General features: G+C 43.6%; 11 protein-coding genes and 1 tRNA gene. 11 read left to right on the top strand and 1 reads right to left on the bottom strand.

The window, feature by feature from the left end:
- Positions 1-46 precede the first annotated feature (46 nt).
- From P0106_RS02940 to P0106_RS02970, 7 genes are all read left to right on the top strand, one after another.
- Positions 47-1,795, top strand: a complete 1,749-nt coding sequence (locus P0106_RS02940; RefSeq protein ID WP_004114453.1) for an ABC transporter permease — start codon at positions 47-49, stop codon at positions 1,793-1,795.
- A gap of 95 nt (positions 1,796-1,890) precedes the next feature.
- Complete coding sequence (locus P0106_RS02945; RefSeq protein WP_020760650.1) at positions 1,891-3,441, top strand: ABC transporter ATP-binding protein; 1,551 nt, start codon at positions 1,891-1,893, stop codon at positions 3,439-3,441.
- 253 nt (positions 3,442-3,694) lie between these two features.
- Positions 3,695-4,063 carry a 50S ribosomal protein L19 gene (gene rplS / locus P0106_RS02950; protein ID WP_004114457.1) on the top strand — a complete coding sequence of 123 codons (369 nt, stop codon included), beginning with the start codon at positions 3,695-3,697 and terminating at the stop codon, positions 4,061-4,063.
- A gap of 38 nt (positions 4,064-4,101) precedes the next feature.
- The gene (lepB, locus tag P0106_RS02955; protein ID WP_004114465.1) at positions 4,102-4,956 is read left to right on the top strand and encodes a signal peptidase I; all 855 of its coding nucleotides are present in this window, start codon (positions 4,102-4,104) and stop codon (positions 4,954-4,956) included.
- Between the two features lie 39 nt (positions 4,957-4,995).
- The gene (locus tag P0106_RS02960; RefSeq protein ID WP_004114467.1) at positions 4,996-5,679 is read left to right on the top strand and encodes a ribonuclease HII; all 684 of its coding nucleotides are present in this window, start codon (positions 4,996-4,998) and stop codon (positions 5,677-5,679) included.
- Between the two features lie 253 nt (positions 5,680-5,932).
- Positions 5,933-8,533, top strand: coding sequence for a 6TM ABC transporter family protein (locus tag P0106_RS02965; protein ID WP_473730416.1), 2,601 nt, complete (start codon positions 5,933-5,935; stop codon positions 8,531-8,533).
- Positions 8,517-9,254 (top strand): HNH endonuclease family protein, encoded by a 738-nt coding sequence (locus P0106_RS02970; RefSeq protein WP_473730417.1) that lies wholly within the window; start codon positions 8,517-8,519, stop codon positions 9,252-9,254. The genes P0106_RS02965 and P0106_RS02970 overlap by 17 nt, the downstream gene beginning before the upstream one ends.
- Before the next feature lie 100 nt (positions 9,255-9,354).
- Here the strand turns inward: P0106_RS02970 and P0106_RS02975 are convergent.
- Positions 9,355-9,439: transfer RNA gene (locus P0106_RS02975), tRNA-Ser, on the bottom strand.
- Positions 9,440-9,894: 455 nt separating this feature from the next.
- Between P0106_RS02975 and P0106_RS02980 the strand changes: the two genes are divergently transcribed.
- From P0106_RS02980 to rpoB, 4 genes are all read left to right on the top strand, one after another.
- Entirely contained in the window at positions 9,895-10,842 is a 948-nt protein-coding gene (locus P0106_RS02980; RefSeq protein ID WP_004138573.1) for a DMT family transporter, read from the top strand.
- 56 nt (positions 10,843-10,898) lie between these two features.
- Positions 10,899-11,552, top strand: coding sequence for a tRNA (cytidine(34)-2'-O)-methyltransferase (locus P0106_RS02985; RefSeq protein WP_225622766.1), 654 nt, complete (start codon positions 10,899-10,901; stop codon positions 11,550-11,552).
- Between the two features lie 86 nt (positions 11,553-11,638).
- Positions 11,639-12,373, top strand: a complete 735-nt coding sequence (locus tag P0106_RS02990; RefSeq protein WP_285060206.1) for a peptide ABC transporter permease — start codon at positions 11,639-11,641, stop codon at positions 12,371-12,373.
- Positions 12,374-12,572: 199 nt separating this feature from the next.
- Positions 12,573-16,139 carry a DNA-directed RNA polymerase subunit beta gene (gene rpoB / locus P0106_RS02995; RefSeq protein WP_004116667.1) on the top strand — a complete coding sequence of 1,189 codons (3,567 nt, stop codon included), beginning with the start codon at positions 12,573-12,575 and terminating at the stop codon, positions 16,137-16,139.
- Positions 16,140-16,141 lie beyond the last annotated feature (2 nt).

Genomic DNA, 16,141 nt, shown 5'->3' on the forward strand with positions numbered 1-16,141 from the left:
TAAGCGGCAAACGCGTGTAAAAATACGCGTTCCCAGAGGACTTATCATGACAATATTTACAACATCTGGAAAAAACGGTGCTAGTACGCAAGTAGACGAAAACACTCGTTTTTGGTCCGACATTATTGTGTGCGTTGGTATAATCGCGCTTTTTGGAGTAAGCGCTTTCCTTTTGCAGCGCATTAACCAGCCGATTGGACCTAAAGGAATACCTTCTGCAGTTTCAACTGACCTTATTAATTTGCCTTACTACACGCTTAGATCCGTGTTTCGTATGATGCTTGCGCTTATAGCATCGCTGATTTTTACCATTATTTACGGATCTCTTGCAGCGCGCAGCCGCCGACTAGGCAAGGTTCTTATTCCGTTGCTAGACATTTTGCAATCCGTTCCAATTCTTGGCTTCCTTTCAGCTACAGTAACGATTTGGCTGGTGATTTTCCCAGGATCGATGATGGGCGTTGAAGCCGCTTCGATTTTTGCAATTTTTACAAGCCAGGCTTGGAATATGACTTTCTCGTTCCACCGTTCGCTTTTAAGCGAGCCAAAAGAGCTAGATGAGGCAGTGCGCAGCTTGCAACTTACGCATTGGCAGCGATTCTGGGTACTAGATATGCCAAACGCAATGATTCCGCTGCTTTGGAATTGCATGATGAGCGTTGGCGGCGGATGGTTCTTCCTTACTGCTTCCGAAATGATTTCCGTAAACAATCACACTTACGCGCTTCCTGGAGTAGGTAGTTTTGTGGCGCAATCTGCAGCAGAAAACAAGCTTGGAAACATTTGGTGGGCTATTTTATCCATGATTGTTGTTGTGCTAGCGATTGACTTCTTCCTTTGGAAGCCGCTTACCGCCTGGGCAGAACGATTCCGCATAACTCAAAGCGCATCCGACGAGGAGCGAAAGAGTGCTGTTTTGACGCTTATTCGTCATTCGCATGCCGACGAAGTTATTAGCAAGCTGTTTTCTCCGATTCGCGAATGGCTTGAAATTATTACACGACCATTCGGACGCACAGGTTCACAGTGGCCGCGTAAAGCATCACAGCGTAAACTTGGCGACTTGGTTTTCAACATTGTTATGGCTGTGCTGATTTTGGGGCTTGCTGCTCAAATGCTTTACTTTGTAGCAACTCGCACAGGTTTGCAGGAGTTTGCTACAGCTGGAGCGTTAGGAGCTTTGACTTTTGCTCGCGTAGCTGTGTTGATTTTTGTGAGCTCGCTGATTTGGGTTCCAGTAGGCGTATATATTGGCATGAATCCTAAGATTTCGCGAATTATGCAACCTGTTGTGCAAATTCTGGCTAGCTTCCCAGCAAACTTTGTGTTCCCATTTGCAATGATGTGGTTTATGGCTTGGCACATTGACCTTGGATGGGGAAGTATTATTTTGATGGCGCTTGGCACGCAATGGTACATTCTGTTTAACGTTATTGCAGGCGCTAGCGCGATTCCAGATGATTTAAGAGAAATGACAAGAAGCTTTAGATTAAATCGTATGCTCAAGTGGAAGACTCTTGTTTTGCCTGCGATTTTTGGATCCTGGTGCACTGGCGGAATTACTGCCGCTGGTGGTGCTTGGAACGCTTCGATTGTGTCAGAGATTGTGGAATACGGCAAGAATCACATGGCAACTCAAGGTTTGGGCGCGTATATTACGAATGCAACAACCGTTGGTGATTCTGTAAAAACGCTTGTGGGAGTAACGGTTATGAGCTTAATAGTGGTGTTAAGTAATCGACTGTTCTGGACTCCTTTGCAAAGGTATTCGGCAAAAAGATTTGTTTTGAATTAATCGAATAATCAATCGAATAATCAAATAAACTACGGAAAATTAAACTTTTTAAGTTTATAAACTTTTTAACTTTACAAAACAGATTGGCAAATATTATGAATACTTTGAACAAAACCGCGGAAAAGGCTGCGCAGAATTTGGCTGCGCAATCTTCAGTTACAAGCGATATCATCGACGCAAAACACATAACTCAAAGTTTCACATCGGATAGTGGAACTACTCAGCACGTACTTCACGATATATCGTTTACGTTGCGCGAAGGCGAAATCGTTGCAATTCTAGGGCGTTCTGGCGCTGGAAAATCAACCTTCTTGCGAACAATGGCAGGCTTAATTCAGCCAACAGAGGGAACTGTAACGTATCGCGGTCGCGAGCTTACTGGTCCAAACCCAGGGGTGGCAATCGTTTTCCAAACCTTCGCACTTATGCCATGGCTTACTGTTCAAGACAATGTGGAGCTTGGTTTGCGCGCTAGAGGCGTTAGTAAAGAAAAGCGCACGGAGCTTGCGTTAGCTGCAATTGATGCTATTGGTTTGGACGGCTTCGAAACAGCGTACCCAAAGGAGCTTTCTGGCGGCATGCGTCAGCGCGTAGGTATTGCGCGCGCACTGGTTTTGCGCCCAGATGCTCTGTTTATGGACGAGCCATTTTCTGCGCTTGACGTTCTTACAGCAGAAAATCTTCGTCAGGAAGTTCTTAAGCTTTGGTCTAGTGAAGAGCGTGATATCAAGTCTGTTGTAATCGTTACGCACAATATTGAAGAAGCTGTGCAAATGGCAGATCGCGTGGTGGTTTTGGGATCTCATCCTGGGCATTTGATTGCAGACGTGCAAGTTGATTTGCCTCGCCCGAGAGACAAACATAGTGCTGAATTTGAGGCGATGGTTGATAATCTTTATGCGATTTTGACTGGTTCTATGCCAGAGGGTGAATCTGAGCCAGATAATACTGATACAACGGTTGCTGGCGACTTGTCTGCTGCAGATGGCGATTCTCAACCTGTGGAACAGACGGATGCGGAAGAAACAGAAGCTGCTGCAATCGCCGACATGCTTATTCAAAAGCATCACGACGCGGAGGCAGAAGCTAAGCAAAACGAGGAGCAGGCGGATGCGGGGGAGCCGAAGCCTGAGCCTGTTGCTGTGCACTTGCTGCCGAACGCAACGCCAGGAGGAATGGCAGGTTTGCTAGACGTTATTTCGGAAGAGCCAGATGGCATTGATTTGGCTGATTTGGCTGCGGATCTGTCGTTCGAAATCGATGATTTGTTCCCACTTGTAGATGCTGGAACAATGCTTAATTTGCTTACAGCAGAAAATGGTCATATTACTATTACTCCAGCAGGTCAAGAATGGCATAATGCCGACATTTTGCACAGCAAGCAGGTGTTTGCGCGTCTTGCAATTGAGCATGCTCCTCTTGTTCATGCAATTGATCAGGCTTTGAGCCGAAACCGCAATGGCAAGCTTCGTGGCGAGTTGATTTTGGATTTGCTTCGCAGCAAGCATACGGACGCCTTGGCTCGTCAGCAATTTGATATTGCGATTAGCTGGGGTCGTTATGGTGAGCTTTTTGACTACGATGCCGATGATGACGAATTAACTCGTACTGTTGAGACGGCGCCGCTTAATGGCGTTGTGCGCTGAAATAGTGCGAAATAATGCTCAATAATGTCCATTATTGAGCATAAATTTGTGTTCTGTATGCTTTCGATAAGGCGATGCCGCATAGTCGACTTATCAATAGTCTAGCCTGCTTTTTTAAAGTTTTGGCAGATGGAAGCCCTGAAAAGCAAACTTTTTGGGAAGGATTATTCAAAGTAAAGTTGAAAAAGTTAAAATTAGACTAACTTACTTTGATGTAGCTTACGTCGATATGCGGCGGCGAGGAGGAATTATCATGGTGAATGCTGTAGAAGCATTTGATGCTAAGCATCTTAAGTCTGCTGAGGAAATCCCAGCTTTCCGTCCTGGAGATACTGTTGACGTTAACGTTAAGATTCAGGAAGGCAACAACACTCGTATTCAGACCTTTACTGGCGTTGTTATCGCTCGTAAGGGTGCTGGTGTTCGCGAGACTTTCGTTGTACGTAAGGTGAGCTTCGGCACTGGTGTTGAGCGTCGCTTCCCACTTCATTCCCCAGCTATCGATTCGATTAAGCTGGTTCGTAGTGGTCGCGTTCGTCGCGCTAAGCTTTACTACTTGCGCGCTTTGCGTGGTAAGGCTGCTCGTATTGCCGAGCGTCGTGACAACAGCGCTGCTAAGTAAATTTATTTAAGGTTAAGGATTTAACATTAAGGATTAATATGTCTGCCGAAGACTTGCAAAATAGCGATGGTCACATTGTTAATGTGGCAGGTCACGGCTTAAATCCTTCTCCAGTTCCACCGGAGCCAGAAGAAAGACCAAGTCTAACTTCTGGCTTCAGTGCTAAACGTGCTAGGCATGGAAAAATAAAAGGGAATCATATTTCTGGATATCAAGATAGTGATTATGATTCCTCTAAATCTCAGTCCAAGGTTCGTACTCGCAAGCTTTTTAAAACATCTTGGAAAGAGCTTGTTGCATGGTATCTTGTGCCTATTCTTGTTGTTATTTTTCTTCGTGTTTTTATTCTCGGCGTATATTTTATTCCATCTGGCTCCATGCTAGACACAATTCATATTGGCGATTATGTTGTTACGTCTAAGCTCACTCCTCGCCTGTTTCCACTAAATCGTGGAGATATTGTTGTTTTTGAAGATCCTGCTAATTGGCTTCAAGGTGAAAATAGTCGCGGCGGAATTGTGTCTGGTAAAGATCTTATAAAGCGTCTAATTGGATTGCCTGGGGATACTGTTGAATGTAAGGGCGATGGTGACCCAATTCTTGTTAACGGTGTTCCTGTGCTTGAATCTGCTTATATTAAACCAGGTGTAAGTCCTAGTTCCTTCCCGTTTAAGGTGAAGGTTAAACCTGGTCATGTATTTGTTCTAGGAGATAATCGCGCTAACTCTGCGGATTCTAGGTATCATAAGAATGATGGTGACGATGGTTTGGTACCTATTTCTAAGGTTGAAGGCGTGGCATTTATGCGTTTTTGGCCTTTGAATCGTATGGGTATTTTTGAAAATCATAGCGATGCGTTTGATGATGTAAGAAATAAGTCAGATGCTAAATAGTTCTTTTAAACGTGCGTAGATATTAGATTTGGGGAGATTTTGGCTGCTGTTCCGTCTTTTAACTTTGAGCAAGACCTTTTAAAAAGTGGCTTCGATTGGGTTATTGGATTAGATGAGGTTGGACGTGGTAGTTTAGCTGGTCCTGTTATGGTTGGTGCTGCTCTTTTTGGTGCCGATAAAATTAATTCTGGTTATTTTCCTGATGGATTAGCTGATTCCAAGCTTATTAACGCTCACAAGCGTGAAGGATTATTGGAGCCTCTTGAAAATTGGTGCGATGCTTTTGCTGTTGGTTCTTGTACAAATCGCGAGATTGATGAGTGGGGAATAAGTTATGCTCTTGGTGTTGCTGCGATTCGTGCAATTTCAGATGTGCAAAACAGTATGAGATATAAGCTTGAAAATGCTCATATTGCAGCGATTTTAGATGGACCATTTAATTATATTGGTAAGGTTTCTGGAACTTTTGATGCGCCTAGTATTGATTTTCCTGTTAAAGTTCACACTTTAGTTAAGGCTGATCAGAAGTGTGCTAGTGTTTCTGCAGCTTCTGTGATCGCAAAGGTGACTCGAGATTCTCTTATGACAAGCTTGTCTGATGATCCTAAATATAAAATTTATGATTGGGCACATAACAAAGGTTATGGTTCTAAATCGCATAGAGCTGCGATTTTAGAGTATGGTCCTAGTGATTTGCATCGTATTAGTTGGCATTTAAGCTAAAGTTCTTCGGCGTGTTGATGCCTGATGCTCAGCGTAATCTTGAATGCTAAAGGGGTAGTGAGCTAGTGCGTGGGTATGTGTTTGTAGAGAGTGTTTAGATAGCGTTTTTAAGAGATTTAAAGCTGATTTTAACAGTGCGAGCTACTCGAATTTGTAGATTCAATCTGCAGGGTATCGTGTGTGTACTTTGTAGTGCGTGAAAGTATTTTTGGAATTTAAAAGAGTTTTCTATGGAAAAGAAAAGGATAGTTAAATGATTGGTCGTTTCTTCGCTTTTGTTCCAGGTGTTAAGCACTTGGTTGTTTTAAGAGCGGCATGTCTTGCTATATCTTCTCTTGCGAATATTGGTTTTGTGTATGTTTGTGTTGGAATTCTTTCGCCAGTGCTTATTCCTGCAAAATATACTGGCAAGTCCTTGTTAAGCTCTGTTGAATTGACGTCTTATCTTATTTCTCTTGTTGGAATACTTATCGTAAAATATATTGCGTTCCATCAGTCTTGTACTATTTCTACCGAAATTGGAACTCGCGTATCTATGAAGCTTAGACCAAAAATGTTGCGTTCTATGCTTTCTTTGAGCTCCTCTAAAAAATGGTCTAAGGGATATTCTTCTATTTGCGTGAACGATGATGTTGAGTGGGTTCAACGTTGGTATGGTTTACTTTTGCCGCAGATCATTGCTGCTTTTCCTATGCCTTTTGCGGTTAGTGTTGCAATGTTTTCAATAAACTCTTATGTTGCCACTATTTGCGTTTTTGCGTCAATTTTTTCTACTTTGGCACTTGTATCTGCTCTTGCAGATGTTCGCATTTTGTGGCGCTGTTTATGCGTATTTTTAACGTATTTAATGACTGGTGTGGCAATTATTTCTACAGTTTGGCTTCTTTCTGTTAAATCTGTTGGTCTTCCTGCTGCAATGCTAACTTTGCCCCTTCTTATGCTAAGCGTAGATCCAATACGTAGAGTTGCTAACTGTATGCATATTAAAAATCGGGCTGTTTTAGGTTTGAATAACATTAGTGACTTGTTTAAAAGTGTTGCTTCTAATAAGGTTCATTCTTCTAATTTAGACTCTGTAGAATCTTCTGCTTCTGCAGATTCCATAGATTTCTCAGATAATAAAAAGTCGCTGAGCATCCCAGATGGAGCCAGTAATGTTTCTCTTCATGTGCGATGCAATTTCACTGAAAATAATAAACCTTTGCGTGCATCCTTTAATATTTCAAGTGGAAAATTGAATGTAATGCCAAAGGAATACTACGACTTATTTACTAATAATGTTTTGAATGGCGTAGTTTTTAGCGATAAATCAGATGTTGCGTTATCTTACAGTGATAGATATGGTTTTTCTGAAGTAGATGTTGAATCGCCTTTTGTAGTATCTGATTTTGGTGATATTTCTGGAAACTCAACTTATGTTTCACTAAATAATGAAAATCCTGGTGCTATTGCAGATCTTGTTACTATTGTTCGTTCAAATAGTCATCTGTTTTCAGCCACTTTGCGAGAGAATCTGCTCATGGCATTGTCTAATGCTACTACTACATCTATGTGGCAAGCATTGCGTACTGCTCATGTAGATGGTGTTGTTTATGCGGATTATAACGGATTAGATTTGCGTGTAGACAATATTCAGGTTGAAAATAAGCAAGATATTTTCCGACGAATTATTATGGCTCGTGCGCTTATTCGTAGAACTCCAGTGTATATTTTCGACTATTCTTCAAGCGATATTAGTTCTGATGAAGCTAAGAATTTATGTGATATTTTGCGTCATGTTGCTAAAAAAGCTACGATTCTTGTATTTTTGCCAGACGATAACTACGTTTCTAAAGCGGACAATTTGGTTAACGTTAGTGTATATCATAATTCGCATTACACCAGTTCTAGTTCTATTAGCTCTTATGCCGAAAATTTCGCAGATGGTAGCGTTGATAAAGCTAATAAAGTAGACGAATATGCTAAAAGTTTTGATGAAAACTCTAATAAGAATTTTAATAATGCAAAACACGAAGGCTTATTGAAAGATTTATCTCATGAAAGTAAATCAACTATATCTTCGTTGAAAAAGGCGTTTTTTGCGATTCTTTCAGCATTCTCTACAGCAATCAATATAGTTTGCGCAGTATTGATACCTGTTTGCACTTTTGCAGCAATGTTCGCTATCGCTAATCGCCCGCTTTTTGGACTTGCTATGCAAGAATACGTGCTTATCGTAAGCGTATGCGCATGTTTAAGATGCATAACATTAGTAACATCTTTTGCTGGCGTGGATCTTCATCATGCGCATTTGCACAAGGCAGGTTTAAGCATGAGTGTTGGAATGGTTTTGTCGATTATTCCAGCAATCGTTTTGTTATGTTACTTTGATATTCAAATTGCTATTTTTGCTGTTGTGATTTGTGCTCTAATAGTGTTTATAATTCCAGGATTATTTAGACTTAGACTCCGCAGTTTTATTAAAAAAGTTCATTCAGAGCAAAAGATGGTAGAGCTTGAAGTTGATGATGTAGAACTTGGTATTGATGAGGTTCTAGCTTTCCGACAGGGCGAGCATTGTGTTAAGCGTGTTGTTGATTCAATGCGTAAGCTTTCACAACAGCGAGTGCGATTATCTCGTAAAGTGGGAAGAATGCAGGCAATTCTTATGTCTGTTGCTCTTATAGGTATTGCGAACGCAATAATGCTTGTTTCTAACACTATTCACCCAATTGTCACTAAGAATCCACAATGGAATGTTGTTTACGCAGTTATGGCAATTATTGTGCTTATTAGCCTTATTCAACAAGTTCTAGACGTTGTTATTAGGCGTATTCCTTGGGTTGTAGATATAAATCATGCAGTACGATCGTAATACGCATTATTCAAGTAACCCTATATCTAAAAGAATAACCTCTTTTATATGGCTTATTTCTTTGGCTATTATTATAGGCATTGTTATTGGGCTTGTTTTGCCAAAAATCAATCATGATGTTGGCGAAATTACTGGTGAATACGCTGCTGATGGAGATGCTGCTGCTCTTCTTAATAAGCTAAAAGTCTCTAAATCACATCCGTCTGGATACAACAGGAGTGTCTTTGGATACAGGACTACAGATGTTGATAAAAATGGCTGTGATGTTAGAGAAGATGTTCTTGCTCGCGATTTAAAACAGGTTCGTTTTAAGTATTCTGGTTCTTGCAAAGTAGCATCAGGGCTTTTGCACGATCCTTATACTGGCTTAAATATTAATTTTGTTCGGGGGAGAAAAACTAGTGCTCTTGTTCAAATCGACCATGTTGTAGCGCTAGAAAACGCATGGCAATCAGGCGCTTGGAAATGGAGTCATGCTAAGAGGCTTAAGTTTGGTAATGATATGCTTAATCTTCTTGCTGTTCAAGGGGCAGCGAATCAAGAAAAAGGATCTGCTTCTGCAGCTTATTGGCTGCCATCTAATAAATCCTTTAGATGCGATTATGTAGCTAGGCAGATTGCTGTTAAGTATAAGTACGATCTTAGCGTTACTAGTGCGGAAAAACGTAGCATGGCTTCAATTTTGCATGGTTGCTCTGCGCAGAAATTGCCTAACAGTTGAGTTCGACGCTAAGCTGCTTGTGTATGTTCATATATTTTGATGCATAGGCAAATATACAAAAAGGGTTCCAACCAATTGTGCTGGCTAGAAACCCTACTCGCGGAGAATACGAGATTCGAACTCGTGAGGCTGTTACACCAACACGCTTTCCAAGCGTGCGCCATAGACCACTAGGCGAATTCTCCACATCAATCATTGTGCTAAACGCACAACGAAAGACAACTTAAATAAGATAACATAAACTGAGGATAATGCAAAGTCGCGCGTGGCGTATTGGTTTGAGTGTTAGATTTGCATCACGCGTGATGCGTTTGTAACGTTTTTTGGTCAAAATTCGTTAGATTTGTCTCGGCTGCGAGACATTTGTAACGTTTTTTGACTGATTTTCGTTAGATTTGTCTCACGCATGATGCAAATCTAACGAATCTACGATTCTCAAATCACCTCAATAGATTTATTGCACATGCAATCCTTGCAATTGCGTGTTGTTGATTATGTGCGTGTTGTTGATTATGTGATAGTGTAGATTTTTCATATGTAGTAAGCGATTTGCGAGGTTTGCGACTTGCGACTTACTACATATGCGCAAAACTACAGGATTATTAGCGAGTACGGGATGTAAGTTTAGAAGGTGTTTAGCATGGATGTTGGTTTTGTAAAGAATATCCAAAAAATAAAGCCTAAAAAGCCAAATCCTGCGGTGGATCATAGTCCGCGCACAATGATGATTGGCATAATCTTAACGATTCTTGGTGGCGCGCTTTGGGGCACAAATGCTACTGTTTCTAAGATTCTAATGTCGCAATACCTTGTGAGTCCGTTGCAAATCGCGTGCGTTCGTCAGCTTGCTGCAGGCGTGCTTTTTGTAATCGTTGCGTCAATTGTTAATCGCAAGCAACTCGTTGGTGCATTAAGCACAAAAAAATCATGGCCAATGCTAGTCGTAACAGGTATTGTGTGCGTGCTTTTAACGCAAGTGGCGTATCTTTTTACAATTGACTGGACTAATTCTGGCACGGCTACTGTTTTGCAAAGCCTGAATCTGCTTTTTGTGCTTGTTTATGTGTGTTTGCGGTCAAAAAGAACTCCGACTTTGCGCGAAAACATTGGTGTTTTGCTTGCATTTGCAGGAACTGCGCTTATGGCAACGGGAGGCAATTTTAGCTCGCTTTCGCTGCCGCTGATGGGACTTTTGTGGGGATTGGCAGATGCTGCAAGTACGGCGGCTCTTGCGATTATGCCAGTTAAATTGATTGCAAAATGGGGAAATCTTACTGTAAACGGAATTACGTTTATTATTGCAGGTCTTATTATGATGCCATTTGTGAAGCCATGGCAAACAATGCCTCCTTTGGATTTGCGCGCGTACTTGCTGTTTACTTTTACGATTGTTGGCGGAACTTTTGGCGCATATTGGATGTTTTTGGCTGGCGTTATGCGAGTTGGATCTGTGCGCGGAACGCTTTTGGGGGCGAGCGAGCCTGTTATGGCTGCAATCACGGCTGTTGTGTTTACGGGAGCTGTGTTCTCGTGGGCTGATTTTGCAGGATTTGCGCTTATTTTTATTATGATGATTTTATTGAGGTGATTATTACGAGTATGCAAGTCACAGGTAAAGAAGATAAAAGTAAAGAAGATAAAAATATGCAAGACGCACAAAATCAAGACGCACAAAACCCAGTCAATCGTGTAGAGCAGATGTATGAGTACGGCTACCGAAAGTCAAATTACGGTCCGGACGAGCTTGTAACAGACGCGCACGGAAATCCAATCAGCGTTATGGATGCCATGCTAAGCGCGCAAGATGCAAGCACTGCGCAAACTCAAACTCCGCACTTGTGCTTCTATTCGCCTAGAATCCCAGGAAACACAGGCTCTGCGATTCGCCTTTGCGCGGTAACGGGCACCATTTTGCATCTTGTAGAGCCGCTTGGATTTAATCTTCAAGACACAAAGCTTCGTCGCGCGGGTCTTGATTATCACGATATGGCACACGTTGTTATGCACCCGAATTTTGAAAACCTTGTGGAATCAATGCCAAATTCTCGCATAATCGCGTTTACTGCAAATGCCACAAAACTTTACACAGATATTGAGTATAAGCCGAACGATATTTTGCTTTTTGGACCAGAGCCAGGAGATATTCCAGACCCAATGGATATTATGGCTGGCCCTCATGTTGCGGAACAGGTTCGCTTGCCAATGCGTCCTTCGCTTAGAAGCTTAAATCTTACAAATTGCGCATCAATCGCCATTTATGAAGCGTGGCGTCAGCTTGGATTTGAGGGCGGAAAATAGTCTACAGAAAATAGCTTATAGAAAATAGCAAAATAGCCTATAGTCAAAAATAGTCTTAAAACTACTCATGCATTACAATGGTGACTATGCCTGTGTTAAAACGTAAACCGAAGCGGAAGATTAGTGCTGCGCGCCGTCGCATGTACATTCGCCGCCGAATCGTAGTTTGCGTGGGGCTGCTGGCTGTTTTAGTGTTTTGTATCTTTTGCATAATTAGCATTTTTAAAGGCGTATCTGCAATTGGAAGTGCTATAAGCAAACATTCAGACGTTACTCTATCTAAACAACTTGTGCCAGATCCAAGGCCTGTTGGAATCATAAAAAAATGTAGTGCAAAAGACGTTCGTATTGAATTAACCTCAGCATCGCAATCTGTACCGATGGGAGGAAGCGTAGAATTTACTGCTCGCATAGTTCATGAAGGAGACGATTCCTGCAGAATAGATGCGTCGGATGGCAGAATGGTGTTGACAATTGGAGACAGCGTAAGTGCTGATAAGTCTGATAAATCTGATAAATCAGATAAATCAGATAAATCAGATAAATCTAGAGAAAAGCAAGAAAAGCAGCAGAAAATAGAGCCGCAGTGGAGATCAGATGTGTGCGGAATTCCACTCAAGCCTTTGTTAATGGCAAAAGGTGATTCGTACGAGAAAAAAATCGTATGGAGCACGGATGCTACAGTCGGAACGCCTACCGGCAAGGATTGCTTAGATGACGCCGACTTGCCTAAAGTTTCGCGCGGAACTTACATTGCACAAATTGCGCATAAGGATGTGTCAGGATTACAAAGCAATCCCGTGGTTATTTCTGTTCGCTAGCACATGCACAAATGGCGCCAAAAGTCGATGTGAAGGGGTAAAATCGTTTCTTTGTACAAGGTGTGTCATATAGCGGGCATACTCAAGGAACCGAAGAAGGCGCCCGCAAACCCAAAATCGTTGATTTTAAGCGCGTTTGCTGCGATTTTCTAAAGCTCCCAAGGATTAAGAAAACTAGCTAGCGATAAAGGAACGTCCATTGGCTGCTGAACAAGCTACGACGAACACCACCAAAGTCATCGCGCGTGCCGACGAGCACAGCATTAAATTGCATAAAGCGTCGGATCGTGTGAATTTCGGCTCCATTTGTGAGCCAATCGATGTGCCATACCTCCTCGGTGTGCAAACCGACAGCTTTGACTGGCTGATCGGCTCCGAGCGTTGGAAGAAGCGCGTCGAAGAAGATGAGGCAAATGGCACTCACACTGTGCCTCATGTCTCTGGTTTGGAAGAAGTGTTCCAAGAGATTTCTCCAATTGAGAATTTTGCTGAGACAATGAGCCTCACATTCTCGGATCCATATTTTGAAGAGCCACGTCACACTGTGCTTGAGTGCAAAGAGAAGGATTACACATATTCCGCTCCTTTGTATGTAAACGCAGAGTTTGAAAACGGCGAAACTGGCGAGATTAAGAGCCAGACTGTGTTTATGGGTGATTTCCCGCTGCAAACACCACACGGAACATTCATTATTGGCGGCACTGAGCGCGTAATTGTGTCCCAGCTTGTGCGTTCCCCAGGCGTGTATTTTGACCGCACGCAAGATCGCACTTCCGACAAAGACGTTTTTGGCGCAAAAATCATTCCAAGTCGCGGAGCGTGGCTTGAGTTTGAGATTGATAAGCGCGATGTTCTTGGCGTGCGCGTAGATCGCAAGCGTAAGCAGTCTGCAATCGTGTTCTTGATGGCAATTGGCATGACTAAGCCAGAAATTGCAGAGGCATTCCAAGGGTATCCTCTTGTTCTCGACGCTCTAGAAAAAGAGCCAATCGACACTCAAAATGATGCTCTTACAGACTTGTATCGCAAGATTCGCCCAGCAGATACCGCAACTCCAGACGCGGGTCGCAATTTGCTCGAATCCTTCTACTTCAACACAAAGCGCTACGATTTGGCGCGCGTTGGTCGCTACAAGATCAATCGCAAGCTTGGTTTGGAAGCGGATTACAACGATCGCAGCTTGAATCGCGAAGACATAATCGCCACAATCAAGTATTTGGTTACTTTGCACTCGGGCGAAAAGACCTTCCCAGGCAAGCGTGATGGCGAAGATGTGCAATTGCGTGTAGACGTGGACGATATTGATCACTTTGGAAACCGTCGAATCCGTCAGGTTGGCGAGCTTGTACAGAATCAGATTCGTACTGGCTTAAGCCGTATGGAGCGCGTTGTGCGCGAGCGCATGACCACGCAAGATGCTGAGGCGATTACACCACAGTCGTTGATTAACATTCGACCAGTTAACGCTACTATTAAGGAGTTCTTCGGAACTTCTCAGCTTAGCCAGTTTATGGATCAGAACAATCCTTTGGCGGGCGTTACAAACAAGCGTCGTCTTTCGGCTCTTGGTCCTGGTGGTCTTTCTAGAGACCGCGCATCTATGGAAGTTCGAGACGTGCACCCATCCCACTTTGGTCGTATGTGCCCAATCGAATCCCCAGAAGGTCCAAACATCGGTCTTATCGGTTCGCTTGCAACCTTTGGTCGCATCAACCCATTCGGCTTTATTGAAACACCTTATCGTAAGGTCGTTAATGGTCATGTGACTAACGAAGTCGAATATATGACTGCAGATCGCGAAGCCGAGCACGTTATTGCTCAGGCAAATCAGGAACTCGATGAAAATGGCAACTTTGTTGGCACTCAGGCACTTGCTCGTGTTGACGAAGAAGAAGCAGTCGATGTTCCTGTAAGCACTGTTGACTACATGGATGTTTCTCCACGTCAGATGGTTTCCCTCGGCGCAAGCTTGATTCCATTCTTGGAGCACGATGAAGGCCACCGTGCTTTGATGGGTACCAACATGCAGCGTCAGGCTGTGCCGCTTATTAAGTCGGAGCGTCCACTTGTTGGTACGGGTTCCGAATGGCGTGCTGCAGTTGATTCTGGAGACGTGATTCTTTCCGAAAAGCCAGGCGTTGTAACCTACGTTTCTGCAGATATTATTCGCGTTATGAACGACGATGGAACTCAGTCCAGTTACAAGCTTTCTAAGTTCCAGCGTTCTAACCAGACTACTTGCTACAACCAGGTGCCACTTATTAAAGATGGCGAGCGTGTTGAAGCTGGTACAGTTTTGGCAGACGGTCCTGCAACAGACAAGGGTGAGCTTGCACTCGGCAAGAATTTGCTCGTTGCGTTTATGCCTTGGAATGGTTACAACTACGAGGATGCTATTATTATTTCCCAGCGTCTTGTGCAAGACGATACGCTTTCTTCGATTCACATTGAAGAGTACGAAATCGATGCTCGTGAAACCAAGCTTGGTGCCGAAGAGATTACTCGCGACCTTCCAAACGTTGGCGAAGACGCTATTGCAAACCTCGACGAGCGCGGTATTATTCGCATTGGTGCCGAGGTGGAAGCTGGCGACATTTTGGTTGGTAAGGTAACGCCTAAGGGCGAGACTGAGCTTACTCCAGAAGAGCGCTTGCTTCGTGCAATCTTTGGCGAAAAGAGCCGTGAAGTTCGAGACACTTCTTTGCGCGTGCCACACGGCGAAACTGGTACTGTGATTGCTGTTAAGGAAATCACTCGTGAAGACGCTGAAGACGATGGCGATGAGCTTCCAAATGGCGTAAACCAGATGATTCGCGTGTACATTGCTCAGCATCGTAAGATTACGCAGGGCGATAAGCTTTCTGGTCGCCACGGCAACAAGGGTGTTATTTCCCGCATTTTGCCAGAAGAGGATATGCCATTCTTGGCTGATGGTACTCCAGTAGACATTATGCTTAACCCGTTGGGTGTGCCTTCTCGAATGAACTTGGGTCAGGTGCTCGAGCTTCACTTGGGTTGGATTGCTCACGCTGGTTGGGATATTAATTTGGATCCAGACCTTGAGGCTGCTTGGAAGAAGTATGTGCCAGAAGGCGCTGAGCATGGCGATCCATGCACTCCTGTTGCAACTCCAGTGTTCGACGGCGTGCGTCCAGAAACCTTGAAGGGTCTTTTGAGCACTACGCTTGCGGACCGCGATGGCAATAAGCTTGTTGGTTCCGACGGTAAGGCAACATTGTTTGACGGCCGCACTGGTGAGCCATTCCCTAAGCCAATTTCTGTTGGCTACATGTACATCTTGAAGCTGCATCACTTGGTTGATGATAAGATTCACGCTCGTTCCACTGGTCCTTACTCTATGATTACCCAGCAGCCGTTGGGTGGTAAGGCGCAGTTCGGCGGCCAGCGCTTCGGCGAAATGGAAGTGTGGGCGCTTGAGGCTTATGGCGCTGCTTACACATTGCACGAAATGATGACCACAAAGTCTGATGACGTTGACGGCCGCGTGCGCGTGTATGGCGCTATTGTCAAGGGCGATAACCTTCCACCAGCTGGTATTCCTGAGTCCTTCAAGGTGTTGCTCAAGGAAATGCAGTCTCTCTCCTTGAATGTTGAGGTGCTTAACTCCGAAGGAGTGGCAATTGACATGAAGGATGAGGATGATGATCCGGTGTCGTCTTCTGAAGATTTGGGCTTCAACATTGGTGCGCGACCAGATTCGTCCGCCAAGGAAGATCAAGTTATTCAAGAACCTGAATACCAGTGATG

The organism is Gardnerella sp. c11Ua_71, from assembly GCF_055818025.1.